At 62.3% G+C, this 15,911-nt stretch carries 15 protein-coding genes; 12 read left to right on the top strand and 3 right to left on the bottom strand.

Annotation, left to right across the window (positions count from 1 at the left end; all coding sequences use genetic code 11):
* The first annotated feature begins 187 nt into the window (after positions 1-187).
* Positions 188-1,615, top strand: coding sequence for a bifunctional D-glycero-beta-D-manno-heptose-7-phosphate kinase/D-glycero-beta-D-manno-heptose 1-phosphate adenylyltransferase HldE (gene hldE, locus AAHB08_RS07955; protein WP_106885090.1), 1,428 nt, complete (start codon positions 188-190; stop codon positions 1,613-1,615).
* A gap of 108 nt (positions 1,616-1,723) precedes the next feature.
* Here the strand turns inward: hldE and tolC are convergent, their stop codons facing one another.
* Complete coding sequence (gene tolC / locus AAHB08_RS07960) at positions 1,724-3,049, bottom strand: outer membrane channel protein TolC (RefSeq protein WP_319912243.1); 1,326 nt, start codon at positions 3,047-3,049, stop codon at positions 1,724-1,726.
* A gap of 307 nt (positions 3,050-3,356) precedes the next feature.
* On the opposite strand from tolC, the gene nudF reads away from it, so the two are divergent.
* From nudF to AAHB08_RS08005, 9 genes are all read left to right on the top strand, one after another.
* Complete coding sequence (gene nudF, locus AAHB08_RS07965) at positions 3,357-3,998, top strand: ADP-ribose diphosphatase (protein ID WP_139438803.1); 642 nt, start codon at positions 3,357-3,359, stop codon at positions 3,996-3,998.
* A gap of 102 nt (positions 3,999-4,100) precedes the next feature.
* Complete coding sequence (locus AAHB08_RS07970; RefSeq protein ID WP_342058634.1) at positions 4,101-4,547, top strand: DUF1249 domain-containing protein; 447 nt, start codon at positions 4,101-4,103, stop codon at positions 4,545-4,547.
* 27 nt (positions 4,548-4,574) lie between these two features.
* Entirely contained in the window at positions 4,575-5,393 is an 819-nt protein-coding gene (cpdA, locus tag AAHB08_RS07975) for a 3',5'-cyclic-AMP phosphodiesterase (RefSeq protein WP_342058635.1), read from the top strand.
* 9 nt (positions 5,394-5,402) lie between these two features.
* The gene (locus AAHB08_RS07980; protein WP_342058636.1) at positions 5,403-5,990 is read left to right on the top strand and encodes a YqiA/YcfP family alpha/beta fold hydrolase; all 588 of its coding nucleotides are present in this window, start codon (positions 5,403-5,405) and stop codon (positions 5,988-5,990) included.
* A gap of 2 nt (positions 5,991-5,992) precedes the next feature.
* Positions 5,993-6,616: an NUDIX hydrolase gene (locus tag AAHB08_RS07985; protein WP_202047488.1), complete on the top strand. Its 624-nt coding sequence runs from the start codon at positions 5,993-5,995 to the stop codon at positions 6,614-6,616.
* Between the two features lie 38 nt (positions 6,617-6,654).
* Complete coding sequence (locus AAHB08_RS07990; RefSeq protein ID WP_342058637.1) at positions 6,655-7,056, top strand: GFA family protein; 402 nt, start codon at positions 6,655-6,657, stop codon at positions 7,054-7,056.
* A gap of 93 nt (positions 7,057-7,149) precedes the next feature.
* Positions 7,150-7,392, top strand: a complete 243-nt coding sequence (locus AAHB08_RS07995) for a DUF1656 domain-containing protein (RefSeq protein WP_139438791.1) — start codon at positions 7,150-7,152, stop codon at positions 7,390-7,392.
* Positions 7,385-8,251 carry an efflux RND transporter periplasmic adaptor subunit gene (locus AAHB08_RS08000; protein ID WP_139438785.1) on the top strand — a complete coding sequence of 289 codons (867 nt, stop codon included), beginning with the start codon at positions 7,385-7,387 and terminating at the stop codon, positions 8,249-8,251. The genes AAHB08_RS07995 and AAHB08_RS08000 overlap by 8 nt, the downstream gene beginning before the upstream one ends.
* A 1-nt stretch (position 8,252) precedes the next feature.
* Positions 8,253-10,265 (top strand): FUSC family protein, encoded by a 2,013-nt coding sequence (locus AAHB08_RS08005; RefSeq protein ID WP_342058638.1) that lies wholly within the window; start codon positions 8,253-8,255, stop codon positions 10,263-10,265.
* On the opposite strand, the gene AAHB08_RS08010 is transcribed toward AAHB08_RS08005, so the two are convergent.
* A complete protein-coding gene (locus AAHB08_RS08010; protein ID WP_342058639.1) occupies positions 10,160-10,432 on the bottom strand; it encodes a hypothetical protein in 273 nt (90 codons plus the stop codon). The genes AAHB08_RS08005 and AAHB08_RS08010 overlap by 106 nt on opposite strands.
* Positions 10,433-10,526: 94 nt before the next feature.
* Between AAHB08_RS08010 and parE the strand changes: the two genes are divergently transcribed.
* Both parE and parC read left to right on the top strand, forming a co-directional pair.
* Positions 10,527-12,422, top strand: coding sequence for a DNA topoisomerase IV subunit B (gene parE, locus AAHB08_RS08015; protein ID WP_265437058.1), 1,896 nt, complete (start codon positions 10,527-10,529; stop codon positions 12,420-12,422).
* A gap of 71 nt (positions 12,423-12,493) precedes the next feature.
* Positions 12,494-14,788 carry a DNA topoisomerase IV subunit A gene (parC, locus tag AAHB08_RS08020; RefSeq protein ID WP_342058640.1) on the top strand — a complete coding sequence of 765 codons (2,295 nt, stop codon included), beginning with the start codon at positions 12,494-12,496 and terminating at the stop codon, positions 14,786-14,788.
* 43 nt (positions 14,789-14,831) lie between these two features.
* On the opposite strand, the gene AAHB08_RS08025 is transcribed toward parC, so the two are convergent.
* Complete coding sequence (locus AAHB08_RS08025) at positions 14,832-15,716, bottom strand: bacteriophage abortive infection AbiH family protein (RefSeq protein WP_342058641.1); 885 nt, start codon at positions 15,714-15,716, stop codon at positions 14,832-14,834.
* Positions 15,717-15,911 lie beyond the last annotated feature (195 nt).

Consider the following 15,911-nt stretch of genomic DNA (forward strand, 5'->3'; position numbering starts at 1 on the left):
GACAGGCTGTCACTCGCAATCTGGGGATTCTATCCGAAAAACGGGGGCGGGTGCGAATCGCCATCACCTGGTCAGAGGGGTCGGGTGGGGAGTGCCATGGCGGGCATGGCAGTGCTTTTTTCACGTCCCGGAAAAGAGTGTGATAAAATCGCCCGCTGAAATTTTCAGGTTTTGAGAGCCGATACAGATGAAAATCACCCTGCCCGAGTTTGAGAAAGCCCGCGTTCTGGTCGTTGGCGATGTCATGTTGGATCGCTATTGGCATGGCCCCACCGGCCGGATCTCCCCCGAGGCGCCGGTGCCCGTGGTCAAGGTCGAGCACATCGAGGAGCGCCCGGGTGGCGCCGCCAACGTGGCCCTGAACTCCGCCGCCCTGGGTGCCCAGGCCGTGTTGCTCGGGCTGACCGGTCAGGATGAGGCCGCCGATGCCCTGGCCGGCCAGATGGCAGGGGTCAAGGTCGCCTGTGATTTCGTTCGTCTGACCGACTACCCGACCATCACCAAGCTGCGGGTGCTGTCCCGCAACCAGCAACTGCTGCGCCTCGATTTCGAAGAGGCCTTCCACGACGTGGACGCCAGCCTGCTGATGGGCAAGGTGGAGCAGGCGCTGCCAGGGGCCGACGTGATGATCCTCTCCGACTACGGCAAGGGCGCCTTGAACGACGTGCCTGGCATGATTGCCCGCGCCCGCGCCGCCGGCATCCCGGTGCTGGTGGATCCCAAGGGGACGGATTTCGAGAAGTATCGCGGCGCCACCCTGCTGACCCCCAACATGTCCGAATTCGAGGCCGTGGTGGGCAAGGTGAAGAGCGAAGAGGAGCTGGTCGCCAAGGGGCTGGAGCTGGTCAAGCGCTTCGAGCTGGACGCCCTGCTGGTGACCCGTTCCGAGAACGGCATGACCCTGATCCGCGAAGGACAGCCCGAGCTGCACCTGCCGGCCCAGGCTCACGAAGTCTATGACGTGACCGGTGCCGGCGATACCGTCATCTCCACCCTGGCCACCTCCCTGGCCGCCGGCATGAGCCTGGACGAGGCCTGCGCCCTGGCCAACACAGCCGCCGGCATAGTGGTGGGCAAGCTGGGTACCTCCACCGTGAGCCCGGTGGAGCTGGCCAACGCCCTCTACACCGAGCAGGAGACCGGCTTTGGCGTCATGTCCGAGGCCCAGCTCAAGGTGGCCGTGCAGGCCGCCCGCCTGCGCGGCGAGAAGGTGGTGATGACCAACGGCTGTTTCGACATCCTGCACGCGGGCCACGTCTCCTACCTGGCCAATGCCGGCAAGTTGGGGGATCGGCTGATAGTCGCGGTGAACACTGATGAGTCCGTGCGCCGCCTCAAGGGGCCGGGTCGTCCGGTCAACCCGACCGAGCGCCGCATGACGGTGCTGGCGGCCCTGGGTGCCGTGGACTGGGTGGTGCCCTTCGGTGAGGACACGCCCCAGCGACTGATCGCCGAGATCCTGCCAGACCTCTTGGTCAAGGGGGGCGACTACAAGCCCGAAGAGATCGCCGGCTATGCCGAAGTGACCGCCAACGGCGGCGAGGTGCGGGTGCTGAACTTCGAGGACGGCTGCTCCACCAGCGAGATCATCAAGACCATACGCGAGCGCGGCTGAGCACCTCCGGCCTCGGCCGGAGGTGCCTGATCACTCGCCCTGGCGAGGGGCAAGCAGGCAGCAAAAAGGCGACCACAAGGTCGCCTTTTTTCATGCCGTGAATTTGGCTCAGGACTTGGTCGTCACCTGGGCGGCGGGCATCAGGCCCTGGTTCACGTCTTCCAGATCCTTCTGCTCCAGTATGCCGGCGGCCTGCTTGAGAGAGAGGATGCTGAGGATGTAGTTGTAGCGGGCCTCGGAGAGTTTCTGCTTGGCCTGGTACAGCTTGCGGGTGGCGTCCAGCACGTCGACTATGGTCCGGGTACCCACTTCATAGCCGGCCTCGGTCGCCTTCAGGGCGCTGTCGGCGGAGATGACGGACTGGCTGTAGGCGCGCACCGAGCCGATGCTGGCGTTCACGTTGTTGTAGGAAGAACGCACCGTGCTCTGCACCGAGCGGAAGCTGCGCTCCAGCTGCTCGCTGGCGGCCACGTAGTTGAACTGGGCCTGCTTGACCTGGGAGGTGGTGGCGCCCCCGGTGTAGAGCGGCAGGTTGAAGTTCAGGCCGACATTGCCCTGATTGCTGTTGCTCTCGGGGTTGCGGATCTCGTCCTTGTAGTCGTTGTAACCGGCGGTGAGGCCGGCGCCCAGATCCAGGGTCGGCTCGTGGCCCGTCTTGGCCAGATCGATCTGCTCCTTGGCGATGTCCTTGCCAATGCGGGCGCTGTGCAGCTCAAGGTTCTTGTCCAGTGCCAGCTCCAGCCACTTGTCGGAGTTGAACGGGGTCTTCTGCGGGGCGAAACGCTCGGTGTTGAGCACATCCAGCTGGCGATGATCGATGCCGGTCAGCTCGCGCAGGCTCTCGTAGCTGTTGTCCAGGGTGTTCTCGGCATTGATCTCGTCTGCCAGCGCCTGATCGCGCTCGGCCTCGGCTTCATGCACGTCGGTGATGGCGGTCAGGCCCACTTCGAAGCGCTGCTGGGTCTGTTCCAGCTGACGCTCTACCGCGGTCTTGTTGGCACGCACGAACTCCAGGGTGTCCATCGCCTTGAGCACGTCGAAGTAGGCCTGGGCGGTACGCAGCATCAGGTTCTGGTACTCGAGGTTGTAGGCCACGTCGGACTGGGTGGCGCTCTTCTCGGTCAGGTCCAGGTTGACCCAGTTGCTGCGACGGTAGATGGACTGATCCAGGGTCACCGAGCCGGTGGCGCCCGTGTTGGTCTGGGTATCGTCCTTGTTCTGCAGGTAGTTCAGGCCGGCACCCAGATTGATCTGTGGCAAGAGGGCGGCGCGGGATTCGTTGATCTTCTCGAAGGCTTGGTCCCGCTTGGCCTTGGATTCCAGCAGCTGGGTATCCTTGATCTGGGCTTGCTGGTAGATTTCGAGCAGGTCTTCGGCATGAGCGGCACTGCTCACACCCAGCATCACCATGACTGACAAGAGTGTTCTTTTCATATGATATTTTTAACCTTATTTATCAACCCAAAGCTGTCCGCTGGATGAAGGAGGGGATTGTCACCGACCAAGCTTGATTTCAGCTTAACCACTCTACTACAAGCAGATTTCATTGCGAACTGTCTCTTTTCCTGCGACAGGAACGTCAAGAGTCAGGGCGAGTTTTCTCGGCAACGCGCCTAGCCAAATGTCCTGTGGCTGCTAAAATCCATCCCTCATCGTCGGCGAGAGCGAGTGAATGAATGTTCATTCATGCCCCCGAATATTATGGTCAAACCAAGCCAAGTCAAGCTGGTAGGAGTCTCGTATGTCACAGCAAGCCTTGCCTCAAACCAGTCACTATTCCGGTGATGATGTGAAAATCATCGATAAATCATCTGGATACAACGGCTTTTTCAAAGTGAACGTCTATCGCCTGCAACACAGGTTATTTGCCGGTGGCTGGAATGAGCCCATAGTCCGCGAGCTGTTCGAGCGGGGCCATGCGGCCGCGCTGCTGCCTTATGATCCCGTGCTGGACCAGATAGTGCTGGTGGAGCAGTTCCGCATCGGTGCCATCGAGACCAGCCCCACGCCCTGGCTGCTGGAGCTGGTGGCCGGCATCATAGATGAAGGGGAGACCGCCGAAGCCGTGGTGCGCCGCGAGGCGGTGGAAGAGGCGGGCATCGAGGTGGGGCGCTGCGAGCATGCCATCAGCTACCTGGTGAGCCCGGGTGGCAGCACAGAGCGGATCGAGGTCTATGTGGGGGAGGTGGATGCCAGCCGGGCGGCGGGGATCCACGGTCTGGCGGAAGAGGGTGAAGACATCCGGGTCCATGTGGTGAGCCGCGAGCAGGCTTACGCCTGGCTCAAAGAGGGGCGCATCGACAATGCCGCCTCCGTCATCGCCCTGCAATGGCTGGCCCTCAATCATGGCGAGCTGCAGGCCCGCTGGCTGGCGGGGCGCTGAGGTGGTGCTCGTTCACGCCAGGCGCCATCTGCCTGACTTGATCTCCTTGCAGCGCACCTGCGAGGTTAATTACTCACGGGTGTTGATTGATGGAGTTGCGATATGCCATTAGTCCAGAGCCCGATGAAGCGCTATGTGCCTGACTTGATCTCCTTGCAGCGCACCTGCGAGGTCAACTACATGGCCTTGATGAAGTTGCTGCCCCCCGGCGGCAGCGTGGGGGCGGAGCGCCGCTATCAGGTGGGCAACGGCCTGCAGTTCCAGCTCACCGTCAGCGAAGAGAGCCGCTTCACCAGCCAGGTGATCCTGGCCCAGCACAATCCCGAGTTGCCGAGCTACTTGCAGGCTTGCATCGAGATTCGTTTGTATCACGACGTGCGGATGGCGGAAGTGTGTGCGGCGCAACAGATTTCAATGTTGCAACCACGTTATGATTATCCCAATAAAAAAATGCACCACAGGGATGAAAAAGAGCAGGTAAATCTATTCCTGGCCGATTGGCTAAGATTTTGTCTCAAACATGGCACCAGCCTGATCAACATCCTCTAGTCGAACCCATAAAAAAGAAGCGTGATTTTGGAAACAGAGCTACCTCAGGCGCCGGACGGCAGTGTGCGCCTGTTACAGATTACCGATACCCATCTCTTCGCCAGTGCCGAGGGACGACTGCTGGCCGTGCGAACCGCAGAGAGCCTGGCCGCCGTGCTGGAGCAGGTGCATGCCAACGCGCATCCGTTCGATCTGATCCTCGCCACCGGGGATCTCTCCCAGGATCACAGCCCGGAATCCTATCAGCGGTTCGCCTCCATGATGGCCCCGCTGGCGCGCCCCATCTACTGGTTGCCCGGCAACCACGATGACGGCCCCCTGATGACCGAATACCTGCATGCCGCCGGGATCAGCGAGGCCAAGCAGCTGGTGGGGGAGCACTGGCAGGTGATCCTGCTCGATACCCAGGTGCGCGGCAAACCCCATGGGGTGCTCGGCGATCACCAGCTGGCGGCGCTGGACAGCGCCCTGCGCCAGCATCCCGAGCGTCACGCCCTCATCGCCCTGCACCATCAGGCGGTGCCGGTGGGCTGCGCCTGGCTGGATCAGCACAATCTCAAGAATGCCGACGATCTCTTCGCCGTGCTGGCCCGCCACCCGCAGCAGAAAACCATTCTGTTCGGCCATGTGCATCAGGAGTTTGACGAGGTGCACCGCGGGGTGAGGCTGATCGCCAGCCCCTCCACCTGCATCCAGTTCAAGCCGCTCTCCGACGGTTTCGCCCTGGACGAATCCGGCCCGGGCTGGCGTTATCTCACCCTGCATCCGGATGGCCGCATTGCCAGCCAGGTGTGGCGGCTGCCGGTGGGGCAGTTCGTGCCCGACCCCGATGCCACCGGTTACTGAGGCGTTGCCATGAAGCCCGTTCTTCTGTATCTGCATGGTTTCAATTCATCCCCCGGCTCGGCCAAGGCGCAGCAGATGGCGGCCTGGGTGGCCGAGCACAGGCCCGACATCGAAGTGCTCATCCCGGCCCAGCCCAATACCCCGGCGGCGGCCTGGGAAGCCATCGAGGGCGTCATTGCCGAGGCCAGGGCTCGCCATGATGGCCGGCTCAGGCTAGGTGCCGTGGGCAGCTCCCTCGGCGGTTTTATGGCGACCCGGGTGAGCGAGCTGCATGGCTGCCGCGCGGCGCTGATCAACCCGGCGGTGCGTCCTCACGAGCTGCTCTGCGACTACCTGGGCCCCCAGGTCAACCCCTATACCGACGAGCGCTACGAGCTGCTGCCGACCCACATGGACGAGCTGCGGGCGCTGGCGGTGCCGGTGCGCGCCCCCGAGCGGCTCTGGATCCTGCAGCAGCAGGAGGATGAGGTGCTCGACTATCGCAAGGCATTGAGGGAATACGCGTTTGCCCGCCTCTCCCTGGAGTGCGGCGGTAACCACGCCTTCGTCGGCTTCGAGCGCTATCCGGCCCAGATCATTCGTTTCCTCGGGCTCTAGCCGTGCAACCGCCGTTGGCCGCCTTTCTGGAACAGGTGCTGGCCACGGCCCAGGCCGGGCTCACCTACTCCCAGGATCCCTTCGATATCGCCCGCTTCGAGGCGCTCAGGGCGGCCACGGTTGCCCTGATTGCCAGCCAGAGCGAGCTGGCGCCCGAGGCCATCGCCTCGTGGATCGCCCTGGATGACGGCTACCCCACCCCCAAGCTGGATGTGCGGGCCCTTATTCAAAACGATGACGGTCATCTCCTGCTGGTGCAGGAGCGCAGCGATGGGCTCTGGACCCTGCCTGGGGGCTGGTGCGATATCGGCGACTCGCCGGCGGGCGCCGTGGTGCGCGAGGTGGTGGAGGAGACAGGTCTGGAGTGCCGTGCGGTGCAGCTGCTGGCCCTGTTCGACAAGCTCAAGCACCCCCATCCCCCGCAACTGCCCCATGCCCACAAGGCCTTCTTCCTGTGCGAGGTGACGGGCGGATCGCTGCTCACCGAGACTGACGAGACCCGGGGGGCGGCCTATTTCCCCATCGACGCCCTGCCCGAGCTCTCCCGCCACCGGATTGTCGAGTCCCAGCTGCGCAGCCTGCACGACCATGTGGGGCAGGGGCGGCGCCACACCCTGTTCGACTGACACACCCGGGACGCTGGGCCCGGCGGCAAGGAGGCCACATGATCAAACAAATCGGCAATACCCCCATTCAGGCGAAACACAGGGCCAGCTGCCACTGCGGCGCCGTGGTGCTGGAGCTCAGTCTGCCGGACGGCGTGGTGGATCCCCGCCGCTGCGACTGCTCCCTCTGTAGGCGGCGGGGGGCCATAGTCGCCTCGGTGCCGCTCTCCGGCATCCGCATCCTGCAGGGGGAGGAGGCACTGCGCTGCTACCAGTTCAACACCCGCACCGCGAAGCACTACTTCTGCGGGGTCTGCGGCATCTACACCCACCACCAGCGCCGCTCCAATCCGGCCGAGTATGGCTACAACCTCGCCTGCCTCGAGGGGGTCAATCCATTCGAGCTGGCGGAGGTGCCGCTGCGGGACGGCATCAACCACCCGGCCGACAGGGCGGAATGAGACCAGGGGGCCATCTGCTTCTGTAGCCGCCGAAATGGCTGTGTTAACCTTGGTCTGCCTGCCCTCTGGCGGGCCATTGCCACTCTTCTCCTCTTGCCAACCGGGAGCCTGCCCGTGACGACTGCTTCAGCGCTGCCGGATCTGATCCTGGGGGCCTCGCTCTACTTTCCGCCCCTGTTCAAGGCGGTGCTGCTCGGCCTGCTCGGCTGGTTGCCGGTGCACCACCTGCTGCGGGACTGGCTCTACGGCGGGGAGGTCTGGCACCCCCTGCTGATGGATCTCTCCCTGTTTATCCTCGCCGTCAGTGGCGCACTCTGGATACTGCTACATGGCTAAATCACCCCTGGCAACCCTCAAATACTTCTCCACCCTGCTGGTCTGCGCCCTGGCGCTGGTGTCGCTCTGGTGGCTGTGGAACTACTACATGCAGGGCCCCTGGACCCGGGATGGCAAGGTGCGGGCCGAGCTGGTCAGCATCACCCCCGAGGTGTCGGGCAAGATAGTCAGCATCTGGATCAAGGACAACCAGCTGGTGAAGAAGGGGGACGTCCTCTTCAGCCTGGATCCCGTGCCCTACCGGATTGCCCTGGACAACGCCAACGCGGCCCTGGCCAAGGCGAAGTCGGATCTCGACAAGGCGGAGCACGAGGCCAGGCGTCGCCAGGGGCTGTCCCGCACCGTCATCTCCGCCGAGGCGGTCGACGAGTCCAGGCTCAATGCCCAGGCGATGAAGGCGGCCTATCAGGTGGCCCAGGCCAATCTGGAGCAGGCCAGATGGTCGCTCGCGCGAACCGAGGTGCACGCCGCCAGCGACGGCTACATCACCAACCTGCAGGCCAGGGTCGGCAACTACGCCAGCGCCGGGGTGCCCCTGGTGGCTTTGGTCGACATCCACTCCTTCTACGTGCAGGGCTATTTCGAAGAGACCAAGCTCGGGCACATAGCGCCGGGCAAGCCGGCGCGCATGGTGCTCTACAGCGGGGAGCAGGCGCTCAAGGGGGAGGTGGAGAGCATAGGGCGCGCCATTCACGATCAGAGCCTGGAGGGGAACGAGGGGCTGCTGCTCGACGTCAAGCCGAACGTGCCCTGGGTGCGGCTGGCCCAGCGGGTGCCGGTGCGGATCAAGCTGCTGGAAGTACCGCCCGGGCTTGCCCTGATCGCGGGCACCACCTGCACCATCACCATAGGGGAATAGGGTGGCAGGCCGGGGACGCTGGCGCCAGACACCCTGGGGCCAGGCCAATGAGGGCCAGTGGCGCTACGCCCTGCGCAACAGCCTGGCCATGTGCCTGTCGCTCTGGCTGGCCTTCGTGCTGCAACTGGATGCCCCCTACTGGGCCATGACCTCCGCCGCCGTGGTGAGCTTCCCCACTGTCGGCGGCGTCATCAGCAAGAGCCTGGGGCGGGTGGTGGGCAGCCTCATCGGCGCCATGGCGGCCGTGATGATCACCGGCCTTGGCATCAGCGATCCCTGGCTGTTCAGCTTCCTCATCGCGCTCTGGCTCGGCCTTTGCACCTGCATCTCCAACCACCATCAGAACAACGTCTCCTACGCCTTCGCCCTGGCGGGCTACACCGCGGCCATCATCGCCTTCTCCTGCGTCAACGTGACCGAGGCGGAGCACATCTTCGACATCGCCCAGGCCAGGGTGAGCGAGGTGATAGTGGGCATCCTCTGCGGCGGCCTGATGATGATGATCCTGCCGAGCCTCTCGGATGGCGAGACCCTGCTGGCGTCCCTTGGCAAGAGCCAGGCCCGGCTGCGGGAGCATGCCCAGCTGCTCTGGCTGGGGGAGGCGGGAGCCGATGTGCGCGGCGCCCACGAGGGGATCATCGGCCAGATCCTCACCATGAACGTGCTGCGCATTCAGGCGGTGTGGAGTCACCACCGCCTGCGCCGCCACAACCGCTTGCTCAACTTCCTGCTGCACCGCCAGTTGCGGATGGTCAGCCTGATCTCCGGGGTGCGCCGCATGCTGCAACACTGGCCGCAGCCGCCGGACGGGCTGACGCCCCTGCTGGGCTCGGTGATCCGCGCGCTGGGCGAGCCCGATTGCGACAAATACCGCATCGCTCGCCTGCTGGCCCCCTTCGTGGCCGAGTCGGGCAGCGACTTTCGCCGCCGCACCTTCTGGCTGCGCCTGCGCCATTTCTGCTGGAGCTATCTGGAGTGCCAGCGCTGGCTCGGCCGGCTGGCGCCCTATGACGGCCAAGAGTGGCCCGCGCCGCCGCGCCACAGCTCGCTCACCCGCTACAACGACAGCGTCGAGGCGGCCTACAACGGCGGTCGCACCTTCCTCTGCGTGGTGCTGGGCTGCGCCTTCTGGATCAACACCCAGTGGGAGTCGGGCGCCTCGGCCCTGACCCTGCTCTCCATCTGCTGCGTGCTCTACTCGGCCACCCCGACGCCGACCAAGGGGACCCAGACCATGCTGCAGGCCATCCTGCTGCTGAGTCTGGTCTGCTTCGCGGTCAAGTTCGGCCTGATGATCCGCATCGACGACTTCTGGCTGTTCTGCGCCCTGCTGTTCCCGGCGCTCATCACCATGCAACTGATCAAGTTGCAGCGCCCCGCGTCGGCGGCGCTCTGGGGCCAGCTCATCGTGCTGCTCGGCTCCTTCCTCGCCATCACCAACCCGCCGAGCTACGACTATCAGGCCTTCGTCAACGACAGCATTGGCAAGGTGCTGGGGGTCATGGTGGCGGGGCTGGCGTTCCAGATCCTCAGACCCAGCTCGGACAGGCGCAAGAGCCGCCGCCTCATCCGCTCCCTGCGCCGCCACTTCATCGATCAGCTGGCCGCCAGGCCCCGGCAGAGCGAGAGCCAGTTTGAATCCCTCATCTATCACTGCATCAGCCAGCTCGGGCAGGGGCAGGATCTGGGGGCTCGGCTCTGGGTGCTGCGTTGGGGCGTGGTGCTGCTCAACTGCAGCCACATCGTCTGGCAACTGCGCCAGTGGCGGGGCAGGGAGCCGGCACTCCATCTGGTGCGGGACGCCTGCGTGCGCTGTCTGGAGGGGATCCTCACCGAGCAGGGGGTGCAGCACAGCTCCCTCCATCAGACCCTGGGCGAGCTGGATCGCATCAGTCGTGGCCTGGCCGATCACCCCGAGCCCTCGGCCCGGGAGCTGGCGGGCCTGGTGTGGCGACTCCATTGCTCCCTATCCCCCCTGTTGCAGGCACAGCCTTCGGCACTGGCACCCGCCTGATCCCGCTCGTCCTTGTTGCAGGCACAGCCTTCGGCACTGGCACCCGCCTGATCCCGCTCGTCCTTGTTGCAGGCACAGCCTTCGGCACTGGCACCCGCCTGATCCCGCTCGTCCTTGTTGCAGGCACAGCCCTCTGCCCAGGCATCCGCCTGATCCCGCAGGGCCATCGCCTCTCTGGATCACCCTTTGCCACCGCCCTATTTGTCCAAGGCCCTCCCAGCGAGTAAGATTCCCTCCAAACGTCAATTCGCAAGGCCCTCCATGTCCACTCAATACAATGCGGATGCCATTGAGGTCCTCAATGGCCTCGAACCGGTGCGTCGCCGCCCCGGCATGTACACAGACACCACCCGGCCCAATCACCTCGGCCAGGAGGTCATCGACAACAGCGTCGACGAGGCGCTGGCGGGCCATGCCCGCACCCTGGAGGTGATCCTGCACGAGGACCAGTCTCTCGAGGTGATCGACGACGGTCGTGGCATGCCGGTCGACATACACCCGGAGGAAGGGGTATCCGGTGTGGAGCTGATCCTCTGCAAGCTGCACGCGGGGGGCAAGTTCTCCAACAAGAACTACCAGTTCTCCGGCGGTCTGCACGGGGTGGGCATCTCTGTGGTGAACGCCCTCTCCGATCGGGTCGAGGTGACGGTACGCCGGGACGGCCAGGTCTATGACATCGCCTTCGAGCGTGGCGACAAGGTACAGGAGCTGACCATCACAGGCACTTGCGGGCGCCGCAACACAGGCACCCGGGTGCGCTTCTGGCCGCAGGCAAGCTACTTCGACTCCCCGCGCTTCTCGGTCTCCAAGCTCGAGCACCTGCTCAAGGCCAAGGCCGTGCTCTGCCCCGGCCTCACCATCAAGTTCCTCGACAAGAACACCGGCATCCGGCTTGAGTGGTGCTACGAAGATGGCCTCAAGGATTACCTCATCGATGCGGTCAAGCAGTTCACCTGCCTGCCGGAGCAGCCCTTCGTCGGCGCCTTCAGCACGGATCAATCCGCGGTGGACTGGGCCCTGTGCTGGCTGCCGGAAGGGGGCGAATGCCTCGCCGAATCCTATGTGAACCTCATTCCCACGGCCCTCGGCGGCACCCACGTCAACGGCCTGCGCCAGGGGTTGCTCGACGCCATGCGCGAGTTCTGCGAGTTCCGCAACCTCTTGCCGCGCGGGGTCAAGCTGACCCCGGAAGACATCTGGGATCGCTGCGCCTACATCCTCTCGGTCAAGATGCAGGATCCCCAGTTCGCCGGTCAGACCAAGGAGCGGCTGTCGTCCCGCCAGAGCTCGGCCTTCGTGTCGGGGGTGGTGAAGGATGCCTTCAGCCTCTACCTGAACAGCAACACCGAGCTGGCGGAGCAGATAGCCGAGATCTGCATCTCCAGCGCCCAGCGCCGGATGCGCGCCGCCAAGACGGTGGTGCGCAAGAAGATAACCCAGGGCCCGGCCCTGCCCGGCAAGCTCACCGACTGCAACTGCGCCGACCCCATGCAGGGGGAATTGTTCCTGGTGGAGGGTGACTCCGCGGGCGGCAGCGCCAAGCAGGCGCGGGATCGCGAGTTTCAGGCCATCATGCCGCTGCGCGGCAAGATCCTGAACACCTGGGAGGTGGAGGCCGGTCAGGTGCTCGCCTCCCAGGAAGTGCACGACATCTCTGTGGCCATCGGCCTGGATCCCGACTCCGAGGATCTCAGCGGCCTGCGCTACGGCAAGGTGTGCATACTCGCGGATGCGGACTCGGACGGTCTGCACATTGCCACCCTGCTGTGTGCCCTCTTCGTGAAGCACTTCCGCACCCTGGTCAACAAGGGCCACGTCTATGTGGCCATGCCGCCGCTCTATCGGATCGACATCGGCAAGGAGGTCTTCTATGCCCTCGACGAGGACGAGAAGAACGGCGTGCTGCAGCGGGTCGAGGCGGAGAAGAAGAAGGGCAAGGTGATGGTGACCCGATTCAAGGGTCTGGGCGAGATGAACCCGAAACAGCTGCGGGAGACCACCATGGATCCCAACACCCGCCGCCTGGTGCAGCTCACCATGGGCGAGCTGGAGGAGGGGGACGAGACCCTGCAGCTGATGGACATGCTGCTGGCCAAGAAGCGCGCCCCGGATCGCCGTGAATGGTTAGAGGAGAAGGGCAACCTTGCCATCATCTAAGCCGTCGGTTAGCTGCCGACCCGCATTCCAGGCGTGCCCTCCAGGGGAGCGCCATAGCAAGAGAAAAACATATGAGTGATGCTATCGAGCTCAGTCTGGACGGGGTAGAGCGCCAGCCCATGCGCGCCTTCACCGAGCAGGCTTACTTGAACTACTCCATGTACGTCATCATGGACCGGGCCCTGCCCCATATCGGCGACGGCCTCAAGCCCGTGCAGCGGCGCATCATCTACGCCATGAGCGAGCTGGGGCTGTCGGCGCTCTCCAAGCACAAGAAGTCCGCCCGTACCGTGGGTGACGTGCTGGGTAAATACCACCCCCACGGCGACAGCGCCTGTTATGAAGCCATGGTGCTGATGGCCCAGCCCTTCTCCTACCGCTACCCGCTGGTGGACGGTCAGGGCAACTGGGGGGCGCCGGACGATCCCAAATCCTTCGCCGCCATGCGTTATACCGAGGCGCGGCTGTCGCGCTTCTCCGAGCTGCTGCTCTCGGAATTGGGCCAGGGCACTGTGGAGTGGACGCCGAACTTCGACGGCACCATGAAGGAGCCGGTGGTGCTGCCTGCCCGCCTGCCGCACATCCTGCTCAACGGGGTGACCGGTATCGCGGTGGGGATGGCGACCGACATCCCGCCCCACAACGCGCGGGAAGTGGCCCTTGCCTGTGCCGAGCTGCTGGACAACCCCAATGCGGGGCTGGATGTGCTGATGACGCACATTCAGGGGCCGGACTACCCGACCAACGCCGAGATCATCACCCCGCGTGACGACATCCGCAAAATCTACGAGACCGGCAAGGGCTCCATCAAGCAGCGGGCGGTCTGGAGCGAGGAGGATGGCGATATCGTCATCACGGCGCTGCCCCATCAGGCGTCCGGCGCCAAGATCATGGAGCAGATCGCCGCCCAGATGGTGGCCAAAAAGCTGCCCATGGTCACCGACCTGCGCGATGAATCGGACCACGAGAACCCGACCCGTCTGGTCATAGTGCCGCGCTCCAACCGGGTGGATGTGGAGGGGCTGATGGCCCACCTGTTCGCCACCACGGATCTGGAGAAGAACTACAGGGTCAACCTCAACATCCTTGGCCTCGACAACAGACCCCAGGTGAAGACCCTCAAGATGATCCTCTCCGAGTGGATCGTCTTCCGCCGCGAGACGGTGCGCCGCCGTCTGCAGTTCCGCCTCGACAAGGTGCTGGCTCGCCTGCACATCCTCGAAGGCTTGCTGGTCGCCTACCTCAACATCGACGAGGTGATCGAGATCATCCGCACCGAGGATGAGCCGGGCAAGGTGATGGTGGAGCGCTTCAACATCAGCGAGACCCAGGCCGAGGCGATCCTCGAGCTCAAACTACGCCATCTGGCCAAGCTCGAAGAGTTCAAGCTGCGTGCCGAGCAGGAAGAGCTGGCCGAGGAGCGCGACAAGCTGGAACTCATTTTGGGCTCTGAGCGTCGCCTCAACACCCTGCTCAAGAAAGAGCTCTTGGCGGATGCCGAGAAGTACGGCGACGATCGCCGCACCCCCCTGGTGGAGCGCGCCACCGCCGTGGCCCTGACCGAGAAGGAGCTGACCCCGAGCGAGCCGGTGACAGTGATCCTGTCTGACAAGGGCTGGGTGCGTGCCGCCAAGGGCCACGACGTGGACGTGGCCGGGCTCTCCTACAAGGCGGGGGATGGCTATCTGGCCCACGCCTGCGGGCGCAGCAACCAGCAGGCTGTGTTCCTCTCCAGCCTGGGCCGCACCTATTCCCTGGAGGCGCACACCCTGCCCTCCGCCCGCAGTCAGGGGGAGCCGCTCACCGGTCGCTTCGCGCTGGGGGCGGGGGAAGAGGTACGCCATCTGGTGATGGGCAACGAAGGGGAGCCGTACCTCATCGCCAGCGACGCCGGTTACGGCTTCGTCTGCAAATATGACGACCTGATTGGCAAGAACAAGAACGGCAAGGCGCTGCTCACCGTGCCAGAAGGGGGCCAGGTGATGGCACCCCAGAAGATTGGCTCGCCGGAGACCGATCTCTGCATGGCCATCTCCAACGAGGGGCGCATGCTGCTGTTCCCGCTCAGCACCCTGCCGGTGCTCGGCAAGGGCAAGGGCAACAAGCTCATCAGCATCCCCTCGGCGCGCGTCAAGGCGCGGGAGGAGTTTATGGTGATGGCCGCCATTATCCCGCAGGGGCAATATGTCACCCTGTTTGCCGGCAAGCGCAAGCTGACCCTCAAGCCCTCGGATCTCGACTACTACCGCGGCGAGCGCGGCCGCCGTGGCGCCAAGCTGCCCCGCGGTTTGCAGCGAGTAGACCGCATCGAGATTGAACCCGTGGCCGGTGCAGAACCGGCAGCCGGGGAAAATCAGGAGGGGTGATTAATAAGAAAGGGCGCGAAAGCGCCCTTCTCTACAATTAAAATCAAAAAATATAAGCATTGAGATCTGAAAGAGATAATGGAATTATATTTGCCACGTCAACTCCACAAGCACTTAAATTTAACTTAAGTTCTTCTATATCCTCCTCAGAATGGTAGCTTACTACCCACTTACAATTATCTGCTACACTCTCTTTGATTTTTATGAAATACGGATGATCTACACAACCAATAGAGTGACCAAGAATTAATACATGCTCTAATCTAGATAAAGATAAGAAGAAAGAACTATTGTTGTTCATTATCTCGGAAACTGGCTTTTTCAACGCGCTGAATGGATGTCTAGCGACGGCCATTGCATCACTAAATGGTGTTCTTAGACTTTCTCCATATTCATCAAATTCTGGTTTTTCAGCAATATCCAAACCATGTCCAAAAATTAAATCATCATATCTTTCTGCACACCCATGTATATAGGTGATCGACTCTCTTGGAATGTTGTATATTTTTTCTAATGTTGTCGTGTAGTTAAATGATAGATATAATGAGCTAGGTACTAGATTAAGACGTTCCGCTATATCACTTGGATTTATTTCAATAGAGTTTATCCATTCTGAGAATGCACCCTGCAAGTTCGAAACGATATTTTCTGTTTGTTCGGAAATTTCATCCTCCAGTCCATATATTATACTGAGTTTGAATTTCTCATTACCTATGTCTAAGTTATTAAATTCACTATAAAGAACCTCGGAGTTATATTTTCCTAAGTTTTCCTCAAACTTATGCCAAGGGTACTCGTCTTCGTTATTGGGGAAATAATCCGATAGGCCATCAAGCAGTTCACGGTATTCTTGGTAGAAATAAGAGTAACTGGTCAGCAGCTTATGATGACGATCAAAACCATTTCCTATCACATATAGTATTTTCATGTTTTGGTTCTCGATAAAGCACTTCAATATTCTGACAAGAGAATATTTTAATAACAATGTGACGTCATCACATTTTTAAATAATGATTAGGGGTGTAGATTTGATTAGCGCAGCATAATCAGACGATCGCGAAAACCTATTGTCTCGATGTTATCGGTAATTTCATATTGCTCCCCCCTCATCCCCAGCCCTTCT

The organism is Aeromonas sp. OTU364, from assembly GCF_038440395.1.
Classification (GTDB): domain Bacteria; phylum Pseudomonadota; class Gammaproteobacteria; order Enterobacterales; family Aeromonadaceae; genus Aeromonas.